The sequence below is a fragment of the Nocardioides kribbensis genome, from assembly GCF_015070375.1.
In the GTDB taxonomy this organism is placed as follows: Bacteria; Actinomycetota; Actinomycetes; order Propionibacteriales; family Nocardioidaceae; genus Nocardioides; species Nocardioides kribbensis.
Map to the genome: position 1 here is coordinate 248,734 of NZ_JADCLL010000005.1, position 22,570 is coordinate 271,303.

Here is a 22,570-nt window from a genome sequence, read left to right on the forward strand (position 1 = left end):
CATCAGTCGCGACCTGGCTCCCCCAGTGTGACGCGCCGGCATCGGTAAAACACGCGATGACAGGTATTGGTCGGAAATTGTGCGCTTCCGGGCTAGACCGGACGCAGTCACCGAGTCGGCCCGAGCCCGACCTGAGCCCGACCCGGGGCCTCAGAGAGGGCCGGTCCTGGTCTGCGCCGCGGGACAGGTGATCGTGCGGACCAGGGGGTCCCCGGTCCATCCGCCGATGCGGCTGGTGACGGTCAGGGTGTAGTCGGTCGACCCGAGGTCGATCAGTCCGGAGGTGGACAGGGTGGTGGTCGACGTCGAGGTCGCCGCGGTGGCGGTGGCTCGCGGAGCGTTGCCCCCCGTGAGGACCAGGGGGTAGGAGGCGCCGGCGGGCCCGGGGTCGGCCACCGAGGTGATGGTGACCGAGATCCCCTCCGAGAAGCCGCTGCGCGTGCACGTGTAGGTGCCCGTGACACCGCTCGGCGCCACCATGCCCGCTGTGCCGACGCTCAGCGAGGCCTGCTGCTGGCCGGAGAAGCGGGCCGAGGCCAGCTGCGGCAGGCACACCAGGAACGCCGTGAGCGCGACCAGCACCAGCACACGGCGACGCAGGCTGTTGCTCATGGCGTCCTCTCGGCGGGGCGGCGCGGTCGGGTGGCGCGGTCGGTTGGCGCGGTCGGTTGGCTCGGGGTCGGGTCGTCGGTCGGGTCCTCGCCCACGGGTGGGCGACAGGACGAGTCTGTCCGGAGGGCCTCAACCGATCCGCCGACTTGCCTCAAGGAATCCTCAAGGTCTGAGAGGATCGTCTCGATGTCAGTCACGGGGAGCATGACCAACGGCAGCGGCACCACCACCGAGGAGCGGCGCGCCCTCGTGGTGGAGGACGACGAAGACATCCGCGCGCTCATCGAGCTCTCCCTGCAGTCGCAGGGCTTCGCGGTCACCACCGTCGACAACGGCCTGGCCGGGGTGGAGACCATCCGCACCCTCGACCCCGACCTGGTGACCCTCGACCTCGGGCTGCCCGGCATCGACGGGATCGAGACCTGTCGTCGCATGCGCGAGCTCACCGACGCCTACGTCATCATGATCACCGCCCGCGACGAGGAGATCGACAAGCTCCTCGGCCTCGAGACCGGCGCTGACGACTTCCTGGCCAAGCCCTTCTCGGTGCGCGAGCTCAAGGCCCGGGTCAACGTGCTCTTCCGACGCCCCCGCCGCCTCCCGGTGGGCGAGGGCCGGGCACCGGCGACCGGTGACCCCACCGCGACGCCGCCGGCACCCGCGGCCCCCGTGGCGCCCCCGTCGCACGAGGTGCTCGACCACGGCCCGCTCCGCGTCGACGTCGACGGGAGGCGCGCCTTCCGCGACGACAGGGAGCTGACGCTGACGCGCACGGAGTTCGACCTGCTCACCGAGCTGATGCGCAGCCCGGCGCGGGTGTGGAGCCGCGAGTCGCTGCTGCGCTCGGTGTGGGGCACCGAGTGGGCCACCGACACGCACCTGGTGGAGGTGCACATGGGCAACCTGCGCCGCAAGCTCGGCGCCGGCCGGCTCATCCACACCGTGCGAGGCGTGGGCTACCGCATGGAGGCCCTCTGAGGCGCCTCCCCCCAGGCGCCTCAGAGGGCTGTCTCCCCCGGCCCGCGGGCGGCCGGTGGTCGGTGGGTCGTGCGGGTCAGCTGCGTGCGAGGTAGCCGTCGAGCGCGCGCTCGGTGCACCCGGTGACGTCGCGCAACCGGGCCAGACGGCAGCGAGCGGCCTCGCGGTCGCCCCGGCGTACGTCGCGCGCGAGGCCCTGCGCGACCTCCGCCAGGCAGCAGGCGCCGACGGCTGCGGCCGAGGTGCCGAGGCTGAGCACCGCGTCGAGCACGTCGACGTCGGCGGGCTCGGTGGCCGCCGCCGCGGGCGGGGCGAGCACGCTGGTCACCCGGGTCACGCGCCCGGGGAGCATGCGGCGGTAGGTCCGGGCGAAGGTCAGGGCCGAGGCGGGGCAGAGGTCGAGCGCGAGCTCCCCCAGGACCGACTCGTCGAGCACGGCCACGCCGCCGCAGAGGTCCTCGGCGCTCACCGCTCGGACCCGGCGGGCTCCCGGAGGACCTCGTCGGTGCCGTCGGCGGTCTCGGGCGTCCCGGCGCCGGGCTCGCCGTCCTCGTCGCGGGCCCAGATGCGCACCAGGCCGAGCACGACCAGCAGGCCCAGCGCGCCCCACAGCACGCCGTGCTGCACGACGGGCGCGCGCAGCCACTGGATGGCCTTGCCGACGTGAGGCACGACCGCGGTCATCTGCCACACGGTGTCGCCCTCGAGCGTGGCGGTCCAGGGGTCGACGCCCTCGTTGGCGTCGCCCTGGGTCTGCACCGCGACGCTGCCGTCGTCGCCCCGGACCACCTTGGTGATCCGGTGGGTCTCGACGCGGTGGTCCTCGATCGGGATGTGGTAGCTGATCACGTCGCCGACCTCGACGTCGGCGGCCGGGCGCGGCACCGTCACCACGACGTCACCCGGGCTGATCCCCGGCTCCATGCTCCCGGTGAGCATCGTGGCCGTGCGGTAGCCGAAGACGTGCGGGCCCACGGCCAGCAGCAGGAAGGCGGCCAGGCAGGCCACCAGCACCAGGCTGGTCACGACGTTGCCCAGCACGTGAAGCGCCCCGCCGGCCGTGGGCCGGACGACGACCCTGCTCGACCCGTCGCCGCGGTGCTTGGCGGAGGACTCGGTCGCCGCGGTGGTGGCGGTCGAGCTGCTCATCGTGTCCTCCTGGTCGCTGATCCGGTCTGGTCTGGTCTGGTCTGGGTCGGGCTGGCGGGGCGGGCTGGGCGGTGGAGACCCGTGCGGCCACGAGGGCACCCCTGGCCGCACGGGAGAGGAGGGTCAGGTCGCCCTGCGACCCGGGGCCGAGCCTCCCGCGCGGCCGGCAGCGGCGTCCGCGGCCGCGCGGGAGGGGGTCACTGGAAGTCGCCGGCGCGCTGCGTGGCGAGGAAGGAGTAGTTGATGGTGCTGGTGAGGTTCTGGAAGGTGTTGTCGGCGGCCTCGGGCAGCGTGAGGGTGACACGGAGGAAGGAGGTCTTCGCCGCGGCGTTGAGGGCCGTGGTGACCACCGGCAGCATCGTGTTGGCCTGGAGGACGCGACCGCTGGCCAGGACGGGGGTCTCCGTGCCGCCGCAGGTCAGGGCGTTGGTGGAGCCGACCTGGGTCCAGGCCTGCGAGCACTGGTCGATCCGCATCTGCAGACCCTTGGTGGCGTCGCCGGTGAGGACGTTGGCGGTGGAGCTAGTCGTGGTCAGCGCGACCGAGCCGAAGGTCTCGTCGGCCGAGCCGCGGGTCAGCGTCAGCGCCCGCTGCACGGTGTCGGTCGGCACCAGCTTGGGGATGGCGACGTCGAAGCCGCGCGCCGGGTTGCTGGCGGTCAGCACGACGGTGCCGGTGGTGGTGGCCTCGGTGGCGCTGGTGGTGGAGGTGAAGGAACCGAACGTGCCGAGACCGGCGACCGACGCCGCACCGGCGACGAGGGCGACCGAGGCGGCCAGGCGGGTGGCGCCCTTGGAGACCTTGCGGGTGGTGGCCTTGCGGTGTGCAGTGCGCATCGGGAGTCCTTCGAGTCGGGTGGACCAGCCCTGCGCCGGTCGCTGTTGCTTGATGACCAGAACTCTGGCGCTCCAGCCTCAAGCCACGACGCGGCAGATCCACGACGTTGCCTCAAGGAACGCGCAAGCCGGGGCGACCCTCTTGAGGTTCGCCCCGGCTCGGGGTGCGCTGCCGCCGTACGGCGCTCGGTGTGGCCGCCGATCGCACGTGGCGGCCGGGCGGTGACGTCGTGCGAGAGGTGGAGGCGTCCCCACGACCCGCACGAGGCCCCGCCGGGCGGGTCACACGGTGTCGAACCACCCCGCCAGCGCCGGCACCCGTCGCAGCACGAGCTGGTCGAGGGCCAGCACCACCAGCAGCGACAGACCGAACAGCGGCAGGACGATCCCGAGGGCGACCAGGCCGACGAGCAGCACGGGGCTGCCGCGCAGCGGCATGCGTCCACGCGGGGCGCCGATGCGTGCCGCACCCCGCGGGCGGCGGCGCCACCACATGAGCGGACCGGTGACGCAGGCCGCGATGATGCCCACGCACATCAGCGCCGCACCCCAGAACGACCACAGCCCGAGGCTGCGTCCCTCGTGCAGCCCGATGCCCTGCGAGACCACCTTGGCCAGGGTGGGGTAGTCGTCGAAGCCGTAGGTGGAGACCACCGCGCCGCCGAAGCGGTCGACGTGCACGGTGCGCTCGTCGGAAGGTGCGTCGAAGGCGTAGCCGATGACGGAGTAGACCCCCGCCTCGTCGGTGCTGGTGTCGGGCACCGCGACGGTGAAGGGGTGGCGCAGGCCCTCGGCCTCGGCCACCTCGACGGCGGTGTCGATGTTGGCCACGCTGCCCTCGGGGTCGCCGGTCGAGCGGGGCACCTCGGAGGCGCCCATGCCCCACGGCACGTCCTGCACGTGGCTGTGCGGCAGCGACTCGTCGAGGCTGGAGGTGGGGTCGGACAGGGCGCCCGGGTCGGTGCTCCACAGCGAGCTGCCACGGTCGGTGGCGAGCTTCTGCACCGTCTCGCCCCACACCCCGGTCCAGGGCAGGCCCGAGACGAGCAGGAAGAGCAGCCCGACCCCGACGCCGGCGCCGAGCCACCCGTGCCGCGAGCGCAGCCGGGCGCCGGGGCGGTCCTTGGCCCGGGCGCGGCGACGGGCCTTGGCGCCGCGGACGAAGAGGTAGTAGCCGGTCAGCGCCATCACGATCGCCCAGCAGGCGCCGAGCTCCATGAGGTGGTCGCCGAAGCGCCCGGCCATCAGGTCGGCGTGGATCCTCACCGCCGTGCCCGACAGCGTCGTGTCGGGGTCGAGGGAGCCGAGCACGTCGGGGCCGTAGGGGTCGACGTAGACGTCGCGCGGACTGCCGTCGGCCTCGACCACGGAGAAGGCCGTGGCGTCGTCGGCCTCGAGCGGCTCGCGCATCGAGACCACGGTGACGTCGGGGTAGACCCGCTCGAGCGCGGTCTGCTGGGCGGCGTAGGACTGGCGGACCTCGGTGGCCGCGGGGGTGTCGATGTGCATGAGGTCGCCGTGCATGAGCGGCTCGATCTGGAAGCGGAAGAGGTAGATCAGCCCCGTCACCGACAGCACGAGCAGCACGGGCACCACGAGGAAGCTGGCGAAGAAGTGCCAGCGCCACATCGCGCGGAAGAGGCCCGACCCGCCCTTCTTGCGGGCGCGCTCGTCGCGCGGTGGTCGCGGTCGGCGAGCCGGGGTGGCGGTGGGGGCCGCCTGGTCGGTGGGCGGGTCGGTGGGCGGGCGGGTCGGGGTGGCGCGCGTGGGTGCGCCGGGACGGGCGATGGAGTCGGTCACGGTCTCTCCTCGAGACGGCGCCGCAGGGCGACCGCGCGGGCCGAGCCCCGGCGGGCCCGTGGTGGCGGGCCCGGGCCGGGGCGTGGCGCGGCAGCGGTGGGTGCGGACGCAGGGACGCGCGACGGCGGGGCCGTCGCGTCGGACGATGCTGACGAGGGCCGACCGCCTCGTGCGGTCGGACCGGGGTGCGGTCAGGCGAGGAGGGCCGGCGGTCCCCGGCGTACGACGCTGCGCGCCAGGTGCGCCACGACCGGCGCGGGGTGGTGGGAGGTCGGCACGAGGCGGCCGCGCGTGGGGGCCGGCAGCGACCGCCCGCGGGCCCAGGCCGCGAGCAGGCGCCACGGCGCGGCGAGCACGGCACCGGCGAGGGCCACGAGGGCCCACAGCGCGTGCTCGCCGACAGCGAGCCACAGGCCCACGAGGGCGGCCGCCAGCAGGTGGGCGGCCATCATCGGGGCATGGGCGGCCAGGTCCTCGACCAGGTGGCCGAGGGTCAGCGAGGGTCCGGAGGCGAGGTCGCCGGCGGGGCCGGTGTAGGCGTCGAGCAGCGAGCCGACCCGTCGCCCGTCGACCTGCGGCAGCGACGCGGAGGCGGCGTGCGCCGCTCCCCCGGCCGGCGTGGCCGTGGTCGGGGCGTCGCCGACGTGACCCGCGGTGGCGCTGAGCACCACGTGGACGGCGGCCTGACCGCCGACCAGCAGGGTGACCAGGCGCAGCGTCGAGGCCGGCCGGGCGAGGAGCGCCGCACTCAGCACGAGGGTCACGGCCGTGAGCAGGGTCATCACCACCGGGCCGGGCAGCAGACCGTCAGCGGTGACGTGGCCGGCGGCTCCCAGGAAGAGGGTCACCGTGGCCAGCAGGGCCGCGCGGAGCCAGAGCACGACCGGGTCGACCCGCGGCTCGGCGGCCGGGGTCGACGGGAGGGCGGTGCCGTGGGACATGACCAGGCGATTGTCGCACGGCCCGGTCGACTTTCGGCCGCGCGGACCCGGCCCAGCCCCGGCGCGCTCGTGGTGGGTCGGCCGAGTCGCGGCTGCGGACGTCGTGCGCCGCACCCGGACGTCATGCGCTGCGTGGATGCGCGTCCACCCTCCGCATGAGCCGTGCGACCCGCGTCGACCCCAGCACGCTTGACCGCCTCGGCCCGCACCCGGCACTGCAGGCCCGGGACGTGCGGGCCCGGGGTCATCCGCGCCACGGTGTGGCCGACGCTGGAGGAGTGCCGCGGGTTGGTCGAGCGTTCGCGTCCGACCCCGAGACGTGCGGCCCCGGGGTGTTCGCACCGCGGAGTGGCCCACGTTGGGGCAGTGCCGGGGGTTGATCGAACGTTCGTTCAACCCCTGGACGTGCGGACGTTGGGTCGTCTGCACCGCGGTGTGGGCGATGCGGGAGCGAGGCCCGCCCCGGACGTCATGCGCCGCGTGGATGCGCATCCACCCTCCGCATGACGCCCCGCGACCCGCACCGCAGGCGAGGCCCGTTGCACGCCCGTCCGCACGCCCGCACGCCCGCACGCCCGGCCGTCCGGCCGTCCGGCCGTCCGGCCGTCCGGCCGCGGAGGGTGCAAGGGTCAGAGCTGCGGACGGAAGCGGCGTCCCCGCACGGCCTCCTCCACCAGCCCCACGGCGCGCCGCGCCCCGGCCAGGCGGGCGTCCTCCCGCAGCCAGGTGTCGACGACGGCGTCGACGACCTCCGGCTCGACCAGCCCGCGCAGCTCGGCGCGGGCCTCGCTCAGACCCCGGCGGCACGCCAGCTGACCCGCCTCGACGTGGAGCACCGCGAAGCGTGCCAGCACCACGAGGTGGCGACGCAGCACGGGGTAGGAGCGGTAGTCGGGCGGGCACAGGTCGAGCAGCCAGGCCTCGGCACTGGCCTCCCACTCGGGCGCCCCCGGGGCGCGCACCTCGGCGGGCCAGCCGGGCGGGGCGACGGGAGCACTCACGGCGCCCACCCTACTCCACTGATCGAACATCTGTTCGATCAGTGCGCGACCTGTCGGCCGGGCTCCGGCTCCGGCGAGAAGCTGACCCCGGCCGGCGCGACCGACCTCAGGACCCGAGGAGCGCCACGTGGACGAACAGCCAGGTCGCGTCAAGGAGTAGGACGAGCAGCGTGCCCGCCAGCAGCCCGAAGCCCAGGCGCCGCCACTCCGTGAGGCAGAGGCAGACGAGCGCCGCCGCGGAGGAGACGGCGAGGAAGAGGCAGACCGGATCGGACCACAGCTCGAGGTCGTAGGCCACCCCGTCGTAGCCGACCTCGAGCACCGCGGCGGCCCAGAAGGCGACCGCGACGACGAGGTTGACCCCCACCGCGGCCACCAGGCCGACCCGCAGGTCGCGCGGCGCACCGCCGGCGCGGCGCAGGTCGGCCGCGCTCCGGTCGGCGGCGCTCTTCTCGGACGCGGTCCGGTACGACGAGCTCCGACCGGAGGGGCCCGGGGCGGCGGGACGAGGCACCGTCCCATCGTGCCCGACTCCGGGCGCCTGCGCTCGCACCCCTGCCGTGGGCGAGGCTCAGACCCGGCCTGCGCCGGGTGCCTCTTCCCGCTTACCGGCCCTCCGACCGGCCGCCCGGCTCGGACTCCGGCTCGGACTCCAGCTCAGCCAGGAGCGGGTCGCGCAGCCCCACGCAGTCGAGCTCCCAGAAGGCGTCGCGGTAGACCAGCGGCCCGGTCAGCGTGCCGTCGTGGGTCGAGAGCAGGGCGACCTGGAAGGCGGCGTGCGGGATGCGGGGCGAGGGTCGCTCGAAGCCGTGGTCGCCGGCCGGGGCGAAGCCACGCGCGGAGTAGTAGGCCGGCGATCCCTCCAGGAACACCGCCGGCCACCCGTCGGCCTCGGCGGCGTCGAGCGCGGCCGCGAGCAGCGCGCCGCCCACGCCGGCGCGCTGGTGGTCGGGCGCGACCGACAGCGGGCTGAGCACCAGCACCTGGCGCAGCCGCTCACGCGTGTCGACCCAGCACTGGGTGAGCATCACGTGGCCGACGACGGCGCCGCCGACCTCGGCGACCAGGCCCAGCGCCACCGCCCGCGAGGCCTCCAGCCGCTCCACCAGGCGGGCGACGACCTCGCCCTCCTCGCCGAAGGCGGCGGTCACGACCCGGGTGATCGACTCCCGGTCCTGGGGGTGCACCGGGCGCACGACCAGGTCGCGCCCGCCCGGGCCCGCGCTCACGCCGCCCCCAGGAAGCTCAGCCGCACCTGGCGCTCGGGGTTGTCGACGTTGAGGTCGACCAGGCAGATGCTCTGCCACGTGCCGAGGGCCAGCCGACCCTCCAGCACGGGCACCGTGGCGTACGGCGGCACCAGCGCAGGCATCACGTGGGACCGGCCGTGGCCCGGCGAGCCGTGACGGTGGCGCCACCGGTCGTCGGCCGGCAGCAGGTCGGATAGCGCGGCGAGCAGATCGTCGTCGCTGCCGGCGCCGGTCTCGAGGATCGCGATGCCCGCGGTGGCGTGGGGCACGAAGACGTGCACGAGCCCACTGCCGCGGCCGGCGCAGAAGTCGGCCACCTCGGCGGTGAGGTCGAGCACGCGCTCGCGGTCACCGGTGTGGAAGGTCCGGGTCTCTGAGTCCATGGCGCCGATCGTGCCAGCCGGGTGCTGCCCCGACCCACACCCCGCCGGTCGACTCCCCGCGGCGGGTCCTCAGCCCTCGAGCCAGGCCCGGAAGGCACGGGCGTCGTAGGGGCGGCCGAGGAAGTCGGCGACCAGGTCGGCGGCGTCCTTGCTGCCGCCCGCGGCCAGGACCGTGTCGCGGTAGCGGGTGGCGACGTCGGGGGCGAAGAGGTCGTCAGCGTCGAAGGCCGAGAAGAGGTCCTTGGCGATCACCAGGCTCCACATGTAGGTGTAGTAGGCCGAGGTGTAGCCGCCGAGGTGACCGAAGCCGGTGTGGAAGTGGGTGCCGGGCAGCGCGGCGAAGGCGGCGTACTGCTGCGACAGCTCGTGCAGGCGCGCGCCGAGGTCGGCGGGCCGGTCGCGGTGGAACTGGTAGGAGACGGCGGCGTAGAACATCTGGGTGCGCGCGTAGTAGCCCTTCCCGAACTCCTCCGCGGCGCGCATCCGCTCCACCAGAGCGGCGGGGATCGGGGTGCCGGCGTCGTCGGTGGCGAAGGTGGCGAGCACGTCGGCGTCCCAGGCCCACTCCTCGAGCATCTGGCTCGGCGCCTCGACGAAGTCCCACTCGGTGGCCACGCCCGAGAAGCGCACCCACGGGTGGCGACCGGCGAGCACGTGGTGCATGAGGTGGCCGAACTCGTGGAAGAGCGTCACGACCTCGGAGTGCTCCATGCGTCCCCGCCCGACGTTGCACACCAGCACGCCCTCGGGCAGCTGGCGACCGGCGACGCCGCTGACCAGGTCGAACTGCGCGGCGTGGTTGTACTTGCCCGGGCGCGGGTGGAGGTCGAGGTAGACGCGCCCGAGCAGCTGTCCGTCGAGGGACACGTCGTGCACGCTCACCTCCTCGTGCCAGGTCGGGGCGTCGGGCACCGCGGTGTAGGTGAGACCGAAGAGCCGCCCGGTGACCTCGAGCAGGCCCTGTCGCACGCGGGTGAAGTCGAAGTACTCCCGCACGGCCTGGGCGTCGACGTCGTACTGCTCGCGGCGCACGAGCTCGCCGTAGTGACGGCTGTCGGCCACGTCGACCTGCTCGAGCTCGGGGTGGTCGCGGCGCGCGCGCTCCAGGAGGACGGCGACGTCGCGGTCGGAGGCGGCGAGGGCGTCGGCGGCGATCCGGTCGACGAACTCCCCGATCGCCTCGCCCGTGCCGATCATCTTGACCTCGGCGTCGAGGTCGGGCCAGCCGGGGAACCCGAGCGTGGTGGCCTGCTCGTGGCGCACGTCGAAGAGCTCGCGCAGCACCACGTCGTTGTTGGGGGCGAGGGTGAAGAAGGTGCGCGCGACGGCGTGGCGGGCCTCCCGGTCGGTGGAGAAGGCCAGGAAGGGGTGGGTGTCGGGGTAGTCGGTGGTGATCGCGACCCGGCCCTCGGCGTCGGCCGGGTGGGCCGCGACGTAGTCGGCGGGCAGACCGGTCAGCGCCGCCGCCGGCACCCGGGTCACCGCGGCACCGTCGCGGATGTTGCGGGAGAAGGTCTGGGCCAGGTCGCTGGCCCGCTCGGAGAGCTCGGTGAGGCGGGCCCGGGTGGTCTCGTCGCGGTCGACGCCGGAGCGGCGGAAGTCGCGCAGCGCGTCGGCCAGCACGCGCCGCCCGCCGTCGTCGAGGCCCTCGGTGGGCACGGCGGCGAGACGCTCGAAGACGGAGGCGTCGAGCAGCAGGGCGGTGCGGAAGCGGTGCAGCTCCTGCTCGCTGGCCTCGGCCGCCTCGCGCAGCGGGGCGTGGGGGTGCACCTGCGCGAGCAGCGAGCAGACGGCGAAGGCGTTGGAGAGCTCGACGAAGAGGTCGTTCCACCGCTGGAGCGCGGCCGGGTCGCCGGGCTCGAGGGCCCGCAGCCCGTCGGCCAGCGCGCGGGCCGCCTCCAGCCCGCCGGTGCTGCGCGTCTCGAGCAGCGCACGCCACCCGTCGCGGTCGTCGACGGCGGGCAGGGCGAGCGGGGCGAGAGCGTCCTGGGTCACGCCGGCGAGGGTAGCGCCGCGCTCCGACACCGCAGCCGGGACCGGGCGCTGGGGCGGCCGGGCGCGGAGGGGCCCGCCGGCCTCAGACCGGGGTGCCGGCCCCGGCGGCGTCGGCCGGGTCGATGCCGCCCTCGCAGGAGGCGCCGAACTCCGGGGCGGTCTCGCCGTGGCCGAACTCCTGCAGGAACATCGCCAGGCGCGGGTCGTCGGCGCCCTCGAGCTCCAGCTGCACGCCCCACACGGTGACGACCACCGGGGCGGCCTGGCCCTCCCAGGGCGAGAGGATCCCGTTGGCGGGCAGCGCGTCGGCGAGGGCGGCGACGTCGTCGGCGGGCAGGCCGGGCTCGTAGGTGAGCACCACCGTGCCGTGCTCGAGGTCGTGCACGAGGTTCTCCGCCGGGACCTGGGTGTCGTAGGCGCCGCAGTCGAGCCACTCCTGGGCGTGCGGGCCGCCGACGGGCGGCGACTGCGGGTAGTCCACCGACCCCTCGACGTGGTCGCGGCGCAGGTCGGCGTACTGCTCGATGGCCGCGAGCGTCGCCTGCTGCTCGACCGGCTCCTCCGAGCGGGTCACGAGGATCGGCACGACCACGGCCGCGGCGACCACCGCGACGGCGCCGACCAGGGCCAGCACGAGCCGGGTCGTGCGTCGCGGCGCGGGCGGAGGGGGGCCCTCCGGGCCGACCGGGTACGGCGACCAGCCCGGCGGCGCCTGCGGGGGCGGGCCGGCCGGCGGCGGACCCGGCGGACCCGGCGGCGGACCGGCCGGGGGCGGGCCCGGCGGCGGGAGGCTGCTCATCAGCCCTCGAGGATCCGCTCGACGCGCTCGACCTTCGCGCTGAGCTGACCCTCCCACCCGGGGCGGATGTCGGCCTTGAGCACGAGCCCGACGCGCGGGGAGACAGCGGCGACGACGTCGACGGCCCGCTTGACCACGGCCATCACCTCGTCCCACTCCCCCTCGATGTTGGTGAACATCGCGTTGGTCTCGCACGGCAGCCCCGACTCGCGCACGACGCGCACGGCGGCCGCGACGGCCTCCGAGACGCCGCCGGTGTCGTCGCCGCTGGTGGGAGTGATGCTGAAGGCCACGATCATGGGCCCACCGTAGCCGCGCCGCCGTCCTCGACCGTGAGCACCGCCCGGGAGCGGCCCTGCCGACGGGCTCGGCGGGTGGGGTCAGCAGGCGACCCTGACGACCTGCCTCTGGCCCACTCCCTGCTCGTCGACGGCGACCCACCACACGCGCACGGGGCCCTCGAGGCCGATCCCGGTGGGCGGGAGGCAGGTCGGCCGACCACCCTGGTGGAAGGCACCGCGACGGTCGGTCCAGGCGACGTCGCGCGGCACGGAGACGGTCCACCCGTCCTCGAGCTCGCAGCTGATAGTGCCCTGCGCCGACAGGCAGCTGACGTCCTCCTCCACGACCCGGGCGTCACGACCCACGGCGAAGCCGAGCCCCGCCGCGACCACCACCAGCGCGCCCGTCGCGAGCAGCCGGCGTCGCGCCGAGCCCGGCGTGCGGGGCCCAGCGGCGGACCCAGCGGTCGCGGACGGCGCCGCGGGCTGCGGGACGGACTGCGGGGACTGCGGGACGCCGGGGCCGGGTCTGCTCACGACGGCAGTGTGCCAGGCCGGGGCGTCGGTGACGGGCTGCTCCTCCGGCCGCACCGGTCGCCCTCCGCTCGCCTCACGGCACCGCCGGGGCCGGCAGCGCCTCGCGCAGGCGGGCCAGGCCGTCGCGGGCCTGGGACTTCACCGTGCCGACCGAGACGCCGAGCAGCTCGGCGGTCTGGCGCTCGGTGAGGTCGTCGAAGTAGCGCAGCACCACCACGGCGCGCTGCCGCGGCGCCAGGGCCTGCAGGGCCGCCCGCAGCACCAGGGCCTGGTCGTGCGCGCCGACGGGGTCGTGGCCCACCTCGGGCAGCCGGTCGGTGGACACCTCCCGCCACCGACGCCGTCGCCACCGCGAGACGTTCTCGTTGACCAGGATGCGGCGCACGTAGGGCTCGGGGTCGTCCTCGATCCTGCGCCACGCGCCGCTGGCCTTGACCAGCGCGACCTGCACGAGGTCCTCGGCGTCGTCGGCGTCACCGGTGAGCAGGTAGGCCGTGCGCAGCAGCGCACCGCGGCGGGCCAGCACGTAGGAGGTGAAGCTGTCAGGGGCGGACACGTCGCCTCCACAGCCCCACGCCGGCCGCGCCGAGCAGCACCACGACGACGCCGAGCGCGGCGACCGCCCGCGGGTCGAGGGGGTCGGGCGGCGCGACGACGTCGCGCTCGGGCGCCGACCAGACGCCCTGGGCGAACGAGACCTGCGCCGACGCGACCTGCAGCTCCGCGCGGCTGACCACCTCCGTCTCGCCCGTCGCGACGTCGACGGAGACGAAGGCGGTCTCGAGGTCGCTCGCCGCGAGCACGACGTGGGTCTCGTCGCGCCATCCCACGGGCGTCAGGGTCTCGGGGGCGTAGCCCTCCACCCGCAGCGGCCGCACCGTGAGGCGTCCGTCTCCCGCCGGGGTCGCCAGCACCGGCTCGGTGGGCCGGTCGGCGAACCGCCCGGTGCCGCGGGCGTAGGCGGTGGTCACGACGGTGCGACCCTCGGAGGAGGCGAACGCCGCCCCGAGGAGCTGCCGGTCGCCCCGGAGGACCTCCCGGGCGCCGGGGCCCGGGAAGCGCACCACCCTCCGCCCGGAGGTCGCCACCAACGAGCCGCTGTCGGCGGCGCCCATCCCCGGCACGTAGGCCGGACGGTCCGCGACCCCCAGGCTGATGCTGGTGCCGTTGGACAGGTCCCAGGCCGCCGCGCGCAGGAAGGAGGACGTGCTCCCCGCGGCGCTCCCGACGTCGGTGAAGGCGAAGGTCGACCACCACAGCGTGTCGCCGGCCCAGGCCAGGCCCTCGGGCTGGAGCCCGTGCTCGCTCACCACCTCGCGCCGCTGGACCTCCCCGGTCGTCGTGTCCATCACCGCCAGCCCCGTGACCGGCGCGTCGGTGCCCGAGGCCGCGGGGTCGACGGGCGCACCCGTGATCGCACCGCCGCTGGTCCACCAGGCCAGCCACCGACCGTCCGCCGACAGCGCGGTGGTGAGGTCGCCGTGCGCGGCGTCGACGAGCGGGAGGAACGCGTACTCCCCCGTCGCCGACACCCCGACCAGCCCCGGTCGGCTGCCGAGCCAGCCGGCGTCGCTCCACGGCACGGTGGCCACGAGGGGGCCCGTCGGCGCCTCGGCGGCGGGCAGCCAGTCGTTCGGCGTGAAGAAGGTGTCGGGCAGCCGCAGCCCGCCGCCGAACCCCGCATCGACCGCACCCGCCGGCTGGACCTCGGCGCGCCCCCGGTCCCAGGCCAGCCCGCCCAGGGCGGCCAGCAGCACCAGCACCGCCGCCACGCCCGCAGCACCCACCGCACGGCGCCGACGCCGGTACGCCGCGCCGCGCGCCCACAGCTCGTCGGGGGCGGGGGGCGGGCCGCTCGGGTCGGCCCGGTCGGCGAGCAGGCTCATCGTCTCGCGCAGGTCGTCGCTCATGGGTGGGGGTCCTTCCTGTCCTCATCCACCCACACGTCGCGAGCCCCGGGAAGGGAGGGGCCCGGCGGCGGACTTCCTCCAGCCGCGGGCGCCCGAGGCTCGCCGGCCCTCGGTCAGGAGGCCCGGCCCGACCCGTCGGCACGAGCGGCACCGGCGCCCGTGCGCCCCACCGGAGCCGGCAGCACAGCGCGGCCGACGACGAGCAGCCACGCGCCGGCGTAGCCGACGCTGGTGACGACGTCGGTGACGTGGTGGGCGCCCTGGTAGAGCCGTGCGGCCAGCACGAGCACCGGCACGAGGAGGATCGCCAGCGCCCACGGGCGCGCGGCGGCGGAGTAGGCGAGGGCGAGCAGGGCCAGGGCGCCGTACGCCGTGACCGCGGTGCCGACGTGGCCCGACGGGAAGCTGTGGTCGGGCACGAGCCCCGGGTCGAGGATCCGCACCGGGGGCCGGTCGCGCGAGATCAGGTGGGTGCCGACGGCGTAGATCCCGCCGGTGCCGGCGACGACGAGCGCCACGAAGACCAGCGGGCGCCAGGTGCGACGCCAGGCGGCGAAGGCCAGCGCCGAGAGCGCCGCGACGGCCATGCCGACCGGGGTGTCGGCCAGCAGGGTGCCGACGTCGGCCACCTCCCCCAGCCCCGGGGTGCGCTCGTCGGCGATGCCGCGCGAGACGTCGTCGTCCCACCCGCCCACCGAGGAGGCGAGCGTGTGGGTGAGCAGCCAGCCGACGCTGAGCACCACGGCGACCAGCACCACCCAGGTCAGGACGAGGCGGCCGGCGGTGGCCAGCAGGGCCCGGGCGCGCGACGCGGGCTCGGCCGGGGTGGTCGTGGTGGAGGGCATCGGGCCAGTCTGGTGCACCCGGCGCCCGGGGGCCCCGCTCCGCCGCGCCGACGGAGGTGCTCGCCCGGCACGTCGAGGTGGCGGCGGGAGCAGACTGGGCCCGTGACCCCCCAGCGCACGACCTTCCCCGACGGCACGACCACCCTCGAGCACGAGCTGGAGGTGCCGCTCGACCACGCCGACCCCTCGCGGGGCACCCTCACGGTCTTCGCCCGCGAGGTCGTCGCGCCGGGCGGCGAGCAGCGGCCCCACCTGGTCTTCCTCCAGGGCGGTCCGGGCTCGGAGGCGACCCGGCCCACCTTCGGCCCCACCGCGCCCGGCTGGGTGGCGCACGCCCTGCGCCACTTCCGGGTCGTGCTGCTCGACCAGCGCGGCACGGGCCGCTCCACGCCGATCGGCGAGCCCGCCGACCTCGGCGCCACCCCGCAGGAGCAGGCCGACCGGCTCGCGCTCTTCCGCGCCGACGCGATCGTCGCCGACGCCGAGCTGCTGCGTGCCCACCTCGGCGTGGAGCGCTGGTCGGTCCTCGGGCAGTCCTTCGGCGGCTTCTGCCTGCTGCACTACCTCACCGTGGCGCCGGGGTCGCTGGCCGCGGGCTACTTCACCGGCGGGCTGCCGCCGGTCGCCCGCCCGGTCGACGACGTCTACGCCGCGACCTACCCGACCGTCCTGGAGCGCAACCGGCTCTTCCACGAGCGCTACCCCGCCGACCGCGACCGTGTGCGACGCGTGCACGACCTGGCTGCCGAGGGCCGCATCGTCCTGCCCGGCGGCGACCGGCTGACCCCCGTCCGCCTCCGCAACGCCGGCAGCGTGCTCGGCATGTCCTACGGCGCGGAGACGATGCACCACCTGCTGGAGCTCGACCCGCTCTCCCGCGCCTTCCGCCACGACCTGGCCCACCTCGTGCCGTGGGGCGGTCGCAACCCGCTCTACACGCTGCTCCAGGAGTCCTGCTACGCCGACGGCACCACGACGGGCTGGGCCGCGGCGCGCACCCTGCCCGAGGAGTTCCGCGCGGACCCGACGCTCTTCGTCGGCGAGCACGTCTTCCCCGAGACGATCGCCGACGACTCCGAGCTGGCGCCGCTGGCCGGGGCCGCCGACCTGCTGGCCCACCGCGCCTGGCCGCGGCTCTACGACGCCGACGCGCTGGGCGAGGTCGACGTGCCCTGCGCGGCCGCGGTCTACGCCCGTGACCCCTACGTCGACGCGACGCTGTCGCTGGAGACCGCCGCCCTGGTGCCGACGCTGAGCACCTGGGTCACCGACGAGCACGAGCACGACGGCCTGCGCACCTCCCCCGAGGTCGTCCTCGACCACCTCTTCGCCCTGATGCCGCCTCCGCGGTGAGACGCCCGGCCCCACCCGCACGCGCCCGGACGCACCGGTGCCCCGGACCGCAGCTGCGGTCCGGGGCACCGGTGGTGGAGCGGGTCGGCCCGTCCTGGGACGGGCCCGGCTCGGTCAGGCCTTGAGCAGGTTGCGCAGGACGAACTGCATGATGCCGCCGTTGCGGTAGTAGTTCGCCTCACCGGGGGTGTCGATGCGCACGACGGCGTCGAACTCGACGTCGTCGTGGCCGCCACCGGTGGCGACGACCTTGACGGTCCTCGGGGTGGAGCCGTCGTTGAGGGCGGTGACGCCGGTGACCGAGAAGGTCTCCTCGCCGGTCAGGCCGAGCGACTCCGCGCTCTGGCCCTCGGGGTACTGCAGCGGCAGCACGCCCATGCCGATGAGGTTGGAGCGGTGGATGCGCTCGTAGGACTCGGCGATGACGACCTTGACGCCCAGCAGCGCGGTGCCCTTGGCCGCCCAGTCGCGCGAGGAGCCGGAGCCGTACTCCTTGCCCGACAGCACGACCAGCGGGGTGCCCTCGGCGATGTACTTCTCCGAGGCCTCGAAGACGGTGGTGACGTCGCCGGAGCCGTCGGCGGAGAAGTCGCGCGTGAAGCCGCCCTCGGTGCCGGGGGCGATCTGGTTGCGCAGGCGGATGTTGGCGAAGGTGCCGCGGATCATGACCTCGTGGTTGCCGCGGCGCGAGCCGTAGGAGTTGAACTCGCGCTGCTCGACGCCGTGCTCGGCGAGGTACCTGCCGGCCGGCGAGTCCTTCTTGATCGCACCCGCCGGGCTGATGTGGTCGGTGGTGACCGAGTCGCCGAGCTTGAGGAGCACGCGGGCGCCCTCGATGTCGGTGACCGGGGCCGGCTCGTCGGGCATGCCGTCGAAGTACGGAGGCTTGCGGACGTAGGTGGACTCGGGGTCCCAGGCGAAGGTCTTGCCCTCGGGCGTGGGCAGCGACTGCCACTGCTCGTCGCCGGCGAAGACGTCGGCGTAGTCCTTGGTGAACATCTCCGAGGTGATGGCGTCGGCGATGACGTCCTCGACCTCGGCGGCGCTGGGCCAGATGTCCTTGAGGAACACGTCGTGGCCGTCGGTGTCCTGACCCAGCGGGTCGGTGAACAGGTCCACGTCCATCGAGCCGGCCAGGGCGTAGGCCACGACCAGCGGCGGGGAGGCCAGGTAGTTCATCTTGATGTCGGGGTTGATGCGACCCTCGAAGTTGCGGTTGCCCGAGAGCACGGAGACGACGGCGAGGTCGTTGTCGTTGACGGCCTGGCTGACCTCGGGGATGAGCGGGCCCGAGTTGCCGATGCAGGTCGTGCAGCCGTAGCCGACGAGGTTGAAGCCGAGCTTGTCGAGGTAGGGCGTGAGGCCGGACTTCTCGTAGTAGTCCGAGACGACCTTCGAGCCGGGCGCGAGGGTGGTCTTGACCCAGGGCTTGCGCTGCAGGCCCTTCTCGACGGCCTTCTTGGCCAGCAGGGCCGCGCCGATCATCACCGAGGGGTTGGAGGTGTTGGTGCACGAGGTGATCGCGGCGATGGTGACGGCGCCGTGGTCGAGCTCGAACTGCGTGCCGTCGGCCAGCGTGACCAGGGCGGGGTTGCTCGGGCGACCGCCGTCGGCCGGGGCGGCCGAGACGTAGTCGCGCGGCGGGGCCGAGCCGTTGCCCTCGTGGGAGGGGGCGTCGGAGGCCGGGAAGGTCTCCTCGACGGTCTCGTCGTAGCCGGTGGCGCCCGCGGCGTCGTCGGGGTCGTTGTCGCCCTCGTCGACGTACTCGCTCAGCGCACCGCGGAAGGCGGTCTTGGCCGAGGTGACCTCGACGCGGTCCTGGGGGCGCTTCGGGCCGGCCAGCGACGGCACGACGGTGGAGACGTCGAGCTCGAGGCGCTCGGAGTAGCGCGGCTCGGCCGACGGGTCGTGCCACAGGCCCTGGGCCTTGGCGTAGGCCTCGACCAGCGCGAGCTGCTCCTCGGAGCGGCCGGTGAGCTTGAGGTACTTCGTGGTCTCCTCGTCGATCGGGAAGACCGCGATGGTCGAGCCGAACTCGGGGCTCATGTTGCCGATGGTGGCGCGGTTGGCCAGGGGCAGCGCGGAGACGCCGGGGCCGTAGAACTCGACGAACTTGCCCACCACGCCGTGCTTGCGCAGCATCTCGGTGATGGTGAGCACGAGGTCGGTGGCGGTGGTGCCCTCGGGCAGGTCGCCGTTGAGCTTGAAGCCGACCACGCGCGGGATGAGCATGGAGACGGGCTGGCCGAGCATGGCCGCCTCGGCCTCGATGCCGCCCACGCCCCAGCCGACGACGCCGATGCCGTTGACCATGGTGGTGTGGGAGTCGGTGCCGACGCAGGTGTCGGGGTAGGCCTGCAGGCTGGTCGTCCCGTCGCCGGCGTCGACCTCGCGGGTGAAGATCGTGCGGGCGAGGTGCTCGATGTTGACCTGGTGCACGATGCCGGTGCCTGGGGGGACGACCTTGAAGTCGTCGAAGGCGCCCTGGCCCCAGCGCAGGAACTGGTAGCGCTCGCGGTTGCGCTCGTACTCGATCTCGACGTTGCGCTCGAAGGCCTCGGGGGTGCCGAAGACGTCGGCGATCACGGAGTGGTCGATGACCATCTCGGCCGGGGCGAGGGGGTTGATCTTGCTGGCGTCGCCGCCGAGCTCGGCCATGGCCTCGCGCATCGTGGCCAGGTCGACGACGCAGGGCACGCCGGTGAAGTCCTGCATGATCACGCGCGCCGGCGTGAACTGGATCTCCTTGCTGGGGTCGGCGTCGGCGTCCCAGCCCGCGATCGCGCGGATGTCGTCGGCGGTGATGTCGGCGCCGTCCTCGGTGCGCAGGAGGTTCTCCAGCAGCACCTTGAGGCTGAAGGGCAGGCTCGCGACGTCGAGGCCCTCTCCCTCGACCGCGTCGAGGCGGAAGATCTCGTAGGACTTCCCGTCCACGTCCAGGGTGCTCTTGGCACCGAAGCTGTCCTGACTGGGCATGCGCCTTCATCTCCTCTGGTGCGACGCGTGCGCGTCGCCGTCTCTGGTTCGCCGCTGCCATCTTGCCGTCGGGACGCACCCCCTCAAAAGGAAGGCTGCCCTAACACCGAGCGACCGATCACCGTCAGTTTGTCTTGATATCAAGATACATCATGTCGAGCGATCGCGGTACGCCGCGCCGCGTCGGGCGCGCAGCTCCGTTGCGGCGCGTCGCCGCGGCGGGTAGGTTCTCGCGCTTGTGCGTGGCTCGGGGCGGACCTACTGGCGACTGCTCGTCGCCGGCTTCCGGCGCGGCTCGACCTACCGCCTGGCCGCGCTCGGCGGGCTGGTCGCCAACGCCACCTTCGGGCTGCTCAAGGTGGCCGTGCTGCTCGCCACCGTCGAGGCCGCCGGCGGCGAGCTGGCCGGCTACGACGCGGCGCGGATGAGCGCCTACATCTGGCTCTCCCAGGGTCTGCTCGGCTCGGTCAACCTCTTCGGGCGCACCGACGTGGCCGAGCGGATCAAGACCGGCGACATCGCCGTCGACTTCCTGCGCCCCCTCGACGTGCAGGCCGCCACGATCACCACCGCCGTGGGCCAGGCGCTCTTCGCGCTGCTCCCCCGCGGCGTGCCCTCGGTGGTGCTCGGCGCCCTCGTGGTGGGCATGGCCACCCCCGACCACCCGGCGTCCTACGCCCTCGGCGCGCTCAGCGTGCTGCTCGGCATCGTGCTGTCGTGGGCCACGGTCTACGTCGTGGCCACCGCCGGCTTCTGGCTGGTCGACGCCCGCGGGCTCCAGGTGCTCTACATGGTGGTCTCGGGCTTCCTGGCCGGCCTCTTCGTGCCGATCTGGCTCTTCCCCTCCTGGCTGGTCGCGCTCGCCCAGGCCACGCCCTTCCCGTCGATGCTGATGTACCCCGTCGACGTGCTGTCGGGGCGCGTGGAGGGCCTCGGCGCCCTCGCGATGGTCGCCGCCCAGGTCGGGTGGCTGGCTCTCGTGCTGCTCGCGGGTCACCTGCTCACCCGCGCCGGGCGGGTCCGCCTGGAGGTGCAGGGTGGCTGAGCCGACCCGGGCCCGGCCCGCACCCGGGACCGCATCCGGGTCCGCCGCGCCCGCCGGGACCCGCCGCGGACCGCTCGCGCGCGGGCGGCGCGCTGCTGCGCCGTACCTCGCGGTGCTGGGGTCGCGGGCGCGCTCCCAGCGCTCCTACCGCGTCGGCTTCGGCGTCGACCTCGCCAGCTCGCTGCTGGTCGGGGTGGTGGAGCTGGCCGAGGTGTGGGTGCTCTTCCACAACGTCGACCGGCTCGGGGGCATCGACTTCGCGCAGGTGCTGCTGGTCTTCGGCCTCGCCGACCTCTGCTTCTCGCTCGCCGACCTCGCCTTCGGCCACTGCGACACGCTGCCGACCTACGTGCGCGCCGGCACCCTCGACGTCTTCTACCTGCGCCCCCAGCCGCTGCTGCTCCAGCTCGTCACCAGCGACCTGAGCCTGCGGCGCCTGGCCCGCGCGGCCGTCGGGCTGGCCGCCCTCGTGGCGGGGCTCGTGGTCAACGACGTGGCGTGGTCGCCGGCCACCGTCGCGCTGCTGCTCGTGGCCGTCGCCAGCGGGATCGCGACCTTCGCCGCGCTCTTCGTCACCGCCGCCGGGCTGCAGTTCTTCCTCCTCGACGGCGCCGAGCTGACCAACGCCTTCGTCTACGGCGGGCGCTACGCCGCCTCGCAGCCGGCCAGCGTGTGGTCGCGGCCGCTGGTGGTCGTCTTCGGCTTCTTCTTCCCCATGGCCTTCACCGCCTACCTGCCCGCCCTCGCCCTGCTCGACCTGCCCGGGTCGGACTGGCTGCCGGGCTGGCTGGGCTGGTGCGCACCGCTGGCCGCGGTGTGGGCCTGGGCCCTGGCCACACTGAGCTGGCGCACCGGCGTGCGCCACTACCGAGGAGGCGGCGGATGAGCGGTCCCACGACACCGGGCGGCCCGGGCGAGACCGGGCCCGTGATCGAGACCCACGGGCTGACCCGGGAGTTCACGGTGCGCGACGGGCTGCGCCGCCGCCGCGTGAGGGCCGTCGACGACCTCACCGTCACGGTCGGCGCCGGGGAGGCGGTGGGCTGGATCGGCGCCAACGGCGCGGGCAAGTCGACCACCATCAAGATGCTCACCGGCATCCTCGTGCCGACCTCCGGCACGGTGCGCACCTGCGGGCTGCGTCCGGTCGAGGACCGGCGCCGCCTGGCGCGTCGCGTCGGCGTGGTCTTCGGGCAGCGCTCGCAGCTGTGGTGGGACCTCCCGGTGCGCGAGTCGTTCCGGATCCTGGCCGCGATCCACTCCCTCGACGCCGCCGCTGAGCGCGCCCGCACCGAGGAACTGGTGGAGCGCCTGGAGATGGGCGACGTCCTCGGCACCCCGGTGCGCCAGCTCTCGCTGGGCCAGCGGATGCGCGCCGAGGTGGCCGCGGCGCTGCTGCACTCCCCCGCGCTGGTCGTGCTCGACGAGCCCACCATCGGCCTCGACGTGCTCTCCAAGCAGCGGCTGCGCGAGTTCCTGGTCGCCGAGCGCCGCGCCCACGGCACGACCCTGCTGCTGACCACCCACGACATGGGCGACGTCGAGCGGCTCTGCGACCGCGTGCTGCTGGTCGACCGCGGCGCGCTGGTCTTCGACGGCGACCTCGCCGGGCTCTCGCGCACCGTCGGCGCCGAGCGGGTGCTGGTGGTCGACCTCGCGGGGGCGACCCCCGACCTCACCGGCCTGCCCGACGTACGCCACCTGGGCAGCGAGGGCGGCGGTCTGCGCCAGCGGCTCTCCTTCGACCCCGACACCACCACCGCCGCGCGCGTGCTCGCCGCCGTCTCCGACCACGCCGAGGTGCTCGACCTGTCGATCGAGGAGCCCGACGTCGAGGACGTCGTGCGCCGGGTCTACGCTGCTCGCCGCTGAGGCGGCC

23 protein-coding genes are annotated in these 22,570 nt (G+C 74.6%); 5 read left to right on the forward strand and 18 right to left on the reverse strand.

Features of this window, described 5'->3' with window-relative positions; all coding sequences use genetic code 11:
- Positions 1–150 precede the first annotated feature (150 nt).
- Positions 151–612: a hypothetical protein gene (locus IR170_RS12395; protein WP_193664481.1), complete on the reverse strand. Its 462-nt coding sequence runs from the start codon at positions 610–612 to the stop codon at positions 151–153.
- Positions 613–798: 186 nt separating this feature from the next.
- Here IR170_RS12395 and IR170_RS12400 point away from each other — a divergent pair, with 186 nt between their 5' ends.
- Positions 799–1,590: a response regulator transcription factor gene (locus IR170_RS12400; protein WP_227489145.1), complete on the forward strand. Its 792-nt coding sequence runs from the start codon at positions 799–801 to the stop codon at positions 1,588–1,590.
- Positions 1,591–1,666: 76 nt separating this feature from the next.
- Here the strand turns inward: IR170_RS12400 and IR170_RS12405 are convergent, their stop codons facing one another.
- From IR170_RS12405 to IR170_RS12480, 16 genes are all read right to left on the reverse strand, one after another.
- The gene (locus tag IR170_RS12405) at positions 1,667–2,059 is read right to left on the reverse strand and encodes a hypothetical protein (RefSeq protein WP_193664483.1); all 393 of its coding nucleotides are present in this window, start codon (positions 2,057–2,059) and stop codon (positions 1,667–1,669) included.
- Positions 2,056–2,739: a signal peptidase I gene (locus tag IR170_RS12410; protein ID WP_227489146.1), complete on the reverse strand. Its 684-nt coding sequence runs from the start codon at positions 2,737–2,739 to the stop codon at positions 2,056–2,058. Before IR170_RS12410 ends, IR170_RS12405 begins: the two co-directional genes overlap by 4 nt.
- Positions 2,740–2,936: 197 nt before the next feature.
- The gene (locus tag IR170_RS12415; RefSeq protein ID WP_193664485.1) at positions 2,937–3,575 is read right to left on the reverse strand and encodes a TasA family protein; all 639 of its coding nucleotides are present in this window, start codon (positions 3,573–3,575) and stop codon (positions 2,937–2,939) included.
- 282 nt (positions 3,576–3,857) lie between these two features.
- The gene (locus IR170_RS12420) at positions 3,858–5,375 is read right to left on the reverse strand and encodes a PepSY-associated TM helix domain-containing protein (RefSeq protein ID WP_251531012.1); all 1,518 of its coding nucleotides are present in this window, start codon (positions 5,373–5,375) and stop codon (positions 3,858–3,860) included.
- A gap of 191 nt (positions 5,376–5,566) precedes the next feature.
- Positions 5,567–6,316 (reverse strand): hypothetical protein, encoded by a 750-nt coding sequence (locus IR170_RS12425; RefSeq protein ID WP_193664487.1) that lies wholly within the window; start codon positions 6,314–6,316, stop codon positions 5,567–5,569.
- 629 nt (positions 6,317–6,945) lie between these two features.
- Positions 6,946–7,317, reverse strand: coding sequence for a hypothetical protein (locus IR170_RS12430; RefSeq protein ID WP_227489147.1), 372 nt, complete (start codon positions 7,315–7,317; stop codon positions 6,946–6,948).
- A 106-nt stretch (positions 7,318–7,423) separates the two neighbouring features.
- Entirely contained in the window at positions 7,424–7,831 is a 408-nt protein-coding gene (locus IR170_RS12435; protein WP_193664491.1) for a hypothetical protein, read from the reverse strand.
- Between the two features lie 91 nt (positions 7,832–7,922).
- Positions 7,923–8,546, reverse strand: coding sequence for a GNAT family N-acetyltransferase (locus IR170_RS12440; protein ID WP_319805049.1), 624 nt, complete (start codon positions 8,544–8,546; stop codon positions 7,923–7,925).
- Entirely contained in the window at positions 8,543–8,950 is a 408-nt protein-coding gene (locus tag IR170_RS12445; RefSeq protein WP_056904450.1) for a secondary thiamine-phosphate synthase enzyme YjbQ, read from the reverse strand. Before IR170_RS12445 ends, IR170_RS12440 begins: the two co-directional genes overlap by 4 nt.
- 69 nt (positions 8,951–9,019) lie before the next feature.
- Positions 9,020–10,945: a M3 family metallopeptidase gene (locus tag IR170_RS12450; RefSeq protein ID WP_319805050.1), complete on the reverse strand. Its 1,926-nt coding sequence runs from the start codon at positions 10,943–10,945 to the stop codon at positions 9,020–9,022.
- A gap of 82 nt (positions 10,946–11,027) precedes the next feature.
- Complete coding sequence (locus tag IR170_RS12455) at positions 11,028–11,579, reverse strand: DUF3105 domain-containing protein (RefSeq protein WP_193664492.1); 552 nt, start codon at positions 11,577–11,579, stop codon at positions 11,028–11,030.
- A 164-nt stretch (positions 11,580–11,743) separates the two neighbouring features.
- Positions 11,744–12,043, reverse strand: a complete 300-nt coding sequence (locus IR170_RS12460; RefSeq protein ID WP_056904452.1) for a thiamine-binding protein — start codon at positions 12,041–12,043, stop codon at positions 11,744–11,746.
- 81 nt (positions 12,044–12,124) lie between these two features.
- Positions 12,125–12,562: a hypothetical protein gene (locus IR170_RS12465; protein WP_193664493.1), complete on the reverse strand. Its 438-nt coding sequence runs from the start codon at positions 12,560–12,562 to the stop codon at positions 12,125–12,127.
- Positions 12,563–12,635: 73 nt separating this feature from the next.
- A complete protein-coding gene (locus IR170_RS12470) occupies positions 12,636–13,118 on the reverse strand; it encodes a SigE family RNA polymerase sigma factor (protein ID WP_193664494.1) in 483 nt (160 codons plus the stop codon).
- Entirely contained in the window at positions 13,105–14,472 is a 1,368-nt protein-coding gene (locus IR170_RS12475) for a hypothetical protein (protein ID WP_193664495.1), read from the reverse strand. Before IR170_RS12475 ends, IR170_RS12470 begins: the two co-directional genes overlap by 14 nt.
- A gap of 113 nt (positions 14,473–14,585) precedes the next feature.
- The gene (locus tag IR170_RS12480) at positions 14,586–15,317 is read right to left on the reverse strand and encodes a phosphatase PAP2 family protein (RefSeq protein WP_193664496.1); all 732 of its coding nucleotides are present in this window, start codon (positions 15,315–15,317) and stop codon (positions 14,586–14,588) included.
- Positions 15,318–15,419: 102 nt separating this feature from the next.
- On the opposite strand from IR170_RS12480, the gene IR170_RS12485 reads away from it, so the two are divergent.
- A complete protein-coding gene (locus IR170_RS12485; protein WP_193664497.1) occupies positions 15,420–16,670 on the forward strand; it encodes an alpha/beta fold hydrolase in 1,251 nt (416 codons plus the stop codon).
- 114 nt (positions 16,671–16,784) lie between these two features.
- Here IR170_RS12485 and IR170_RS12490 read toward each other — a convergent pair whose 3' ends face one another.
- Positions 16,785–19,646: an aconitate hydratase gene (locus tag IR170_RS12490; protein WP_193664498.1), complete on the reverse strand. Its 2,862-nt coding sequence runs from the start codon at positions 19,644–19,646 to the stop codon at positions 16,785–16,787.
- A 238-nt stretch (positions 19,647–19,884) separates the two neighbouring features.
- Between IR170_RS12490 and IR170_RS12495 the strand changes: the two genes are divergently transcribed.
- Genes IR170_RS12495 through IR170_RS12505 form a run of 3 tightly spaced genes read left to right on the forward strand, consistent with a single transcriptional unit; the run spans position 19,885 to position 22,563 of the window.
- The gene (locus tag IR170_RS12495) at positions 19,885–20,691 is read left to right on the forward strand and encodes an ABC transporter permease (RefSeq protein WP_193664500.1); all 807 of its coding nucleotides are present in this window, start codon (positions 19,885–19,887) and stop codon (positions 20,689–20,691) included.
- Positions 20,684–21,577, forward strand: coding sequence for an ABC transporter permease (locus IR170_RS12500; RefSeq protein ID WP_193664503.1), 894 nt, complete (start codon positions 20,684–20,686; stop codon positions 21,575–21,577). The genes IR170_RS12495 and IR170_RS12500 overlap by 8 nt, the downstream gene beginning before the upstream one ends.
- Complete coding sequence (locus IR170_RS12505) at positions 21,574–22,563, forward strand: ABC transporter ATP-binding protein (protein ID WP_193664505.1); 990 nt, start codon at positions 21,574–21,576, stop codon at positions 22,561–22,563. Before IR170_RS12500 ends, IR170_RS12505 begins: the two co-directional genes overlap by 4 nt.
- Positions 22,564–22,570 lie beyond the last annotated feature (7 nt).

What these genes read in the sequence shown, in the direction of transcription:
- IR170_RS12395 (WP_193664481.1), bottom strand. Translation starts at nt 612, where the DNA reads ATGAGCAACAGCCTGCGTCGCCGTGTGCTGGTGCTGGTCGCGCTCACG.
- IR170_RS12400 (WP_227489145.1), top strand. Translation starts at nt 799, where the DNA reads ATGTCAGTCACGGGGAGCATGACCAACGGCAGCGGCACCACCACCGAG.
- IR170_RS12410 (WP_227489146.1), bottom strand. Translation starts at nt 2,739, where the DNA reads ATGAGCAGCTCGACCGCCACCACCGCGGCGACCGAGTCCTCCGCCAAG.
- IR170_RS12415 (WP_193664485.1), bottom strand. Translation starts at nt 3,575, where the DNA reads ATGCGCACTGCACACCGCAAGGCCACCACCCGCAAGGTCTCCAAGGGC.
- IR170_RS12425 (WP_193664487.1), bottom strand. Translation starts at nt 6,316, where the DNA reads ATGTCCCACGGCACCGCCCTCCCGTCGACCCCGGCCGCCGAGCCGCGG.
- IR170_RS12445 (WP_056904450.1), bottom strand. Translation starts at nt 8,950, where the DNA reads ATGGACTCAGAGACCCGGACCTTCCACACCGGTGACCGCGAGCGCGTG.
- IR170_RS12460 (WP_056904452.1), bottom strand. Translation starts at nt 12,043, where the DNA reads ATGATCGTGGCCTTCAGCATCACTCCCACCAGCGGCGACGACACCGGC.
- IR170_RS12475 (WP_193664495.1), bottom strand. Translation starts at nt 14,472, where the DNA reads ATGAGCGACGACCTGCGCGAGACGATGAGCCTGCTCGCCGACCGGGCC.
- IR170_RS12480 (WP_193664496.1), bottom strand. Translation starts at nt 15,317, where the DNA reads ATGCCCTCCACCACGACCACCCCGGCCGAGCCCGCGTCGCGCGCCCGG.
- IR170_RS12490 (WP_193664498.1), bottom strand. Translation starts at nt 19,646, where the DNA reads ATGCCCAGTCAGGACAGCTTCGGTGCCAAGAGCACCCTGGACGTGGAC.
- IR170_RS12505 (WP_193664505.1), top strand. Translation starts at nt 21,574, where the DNA reads ATGAGCGGTCCCACGACACCGGGCGGCCCGGGCGAGACCGGGCCCGTG.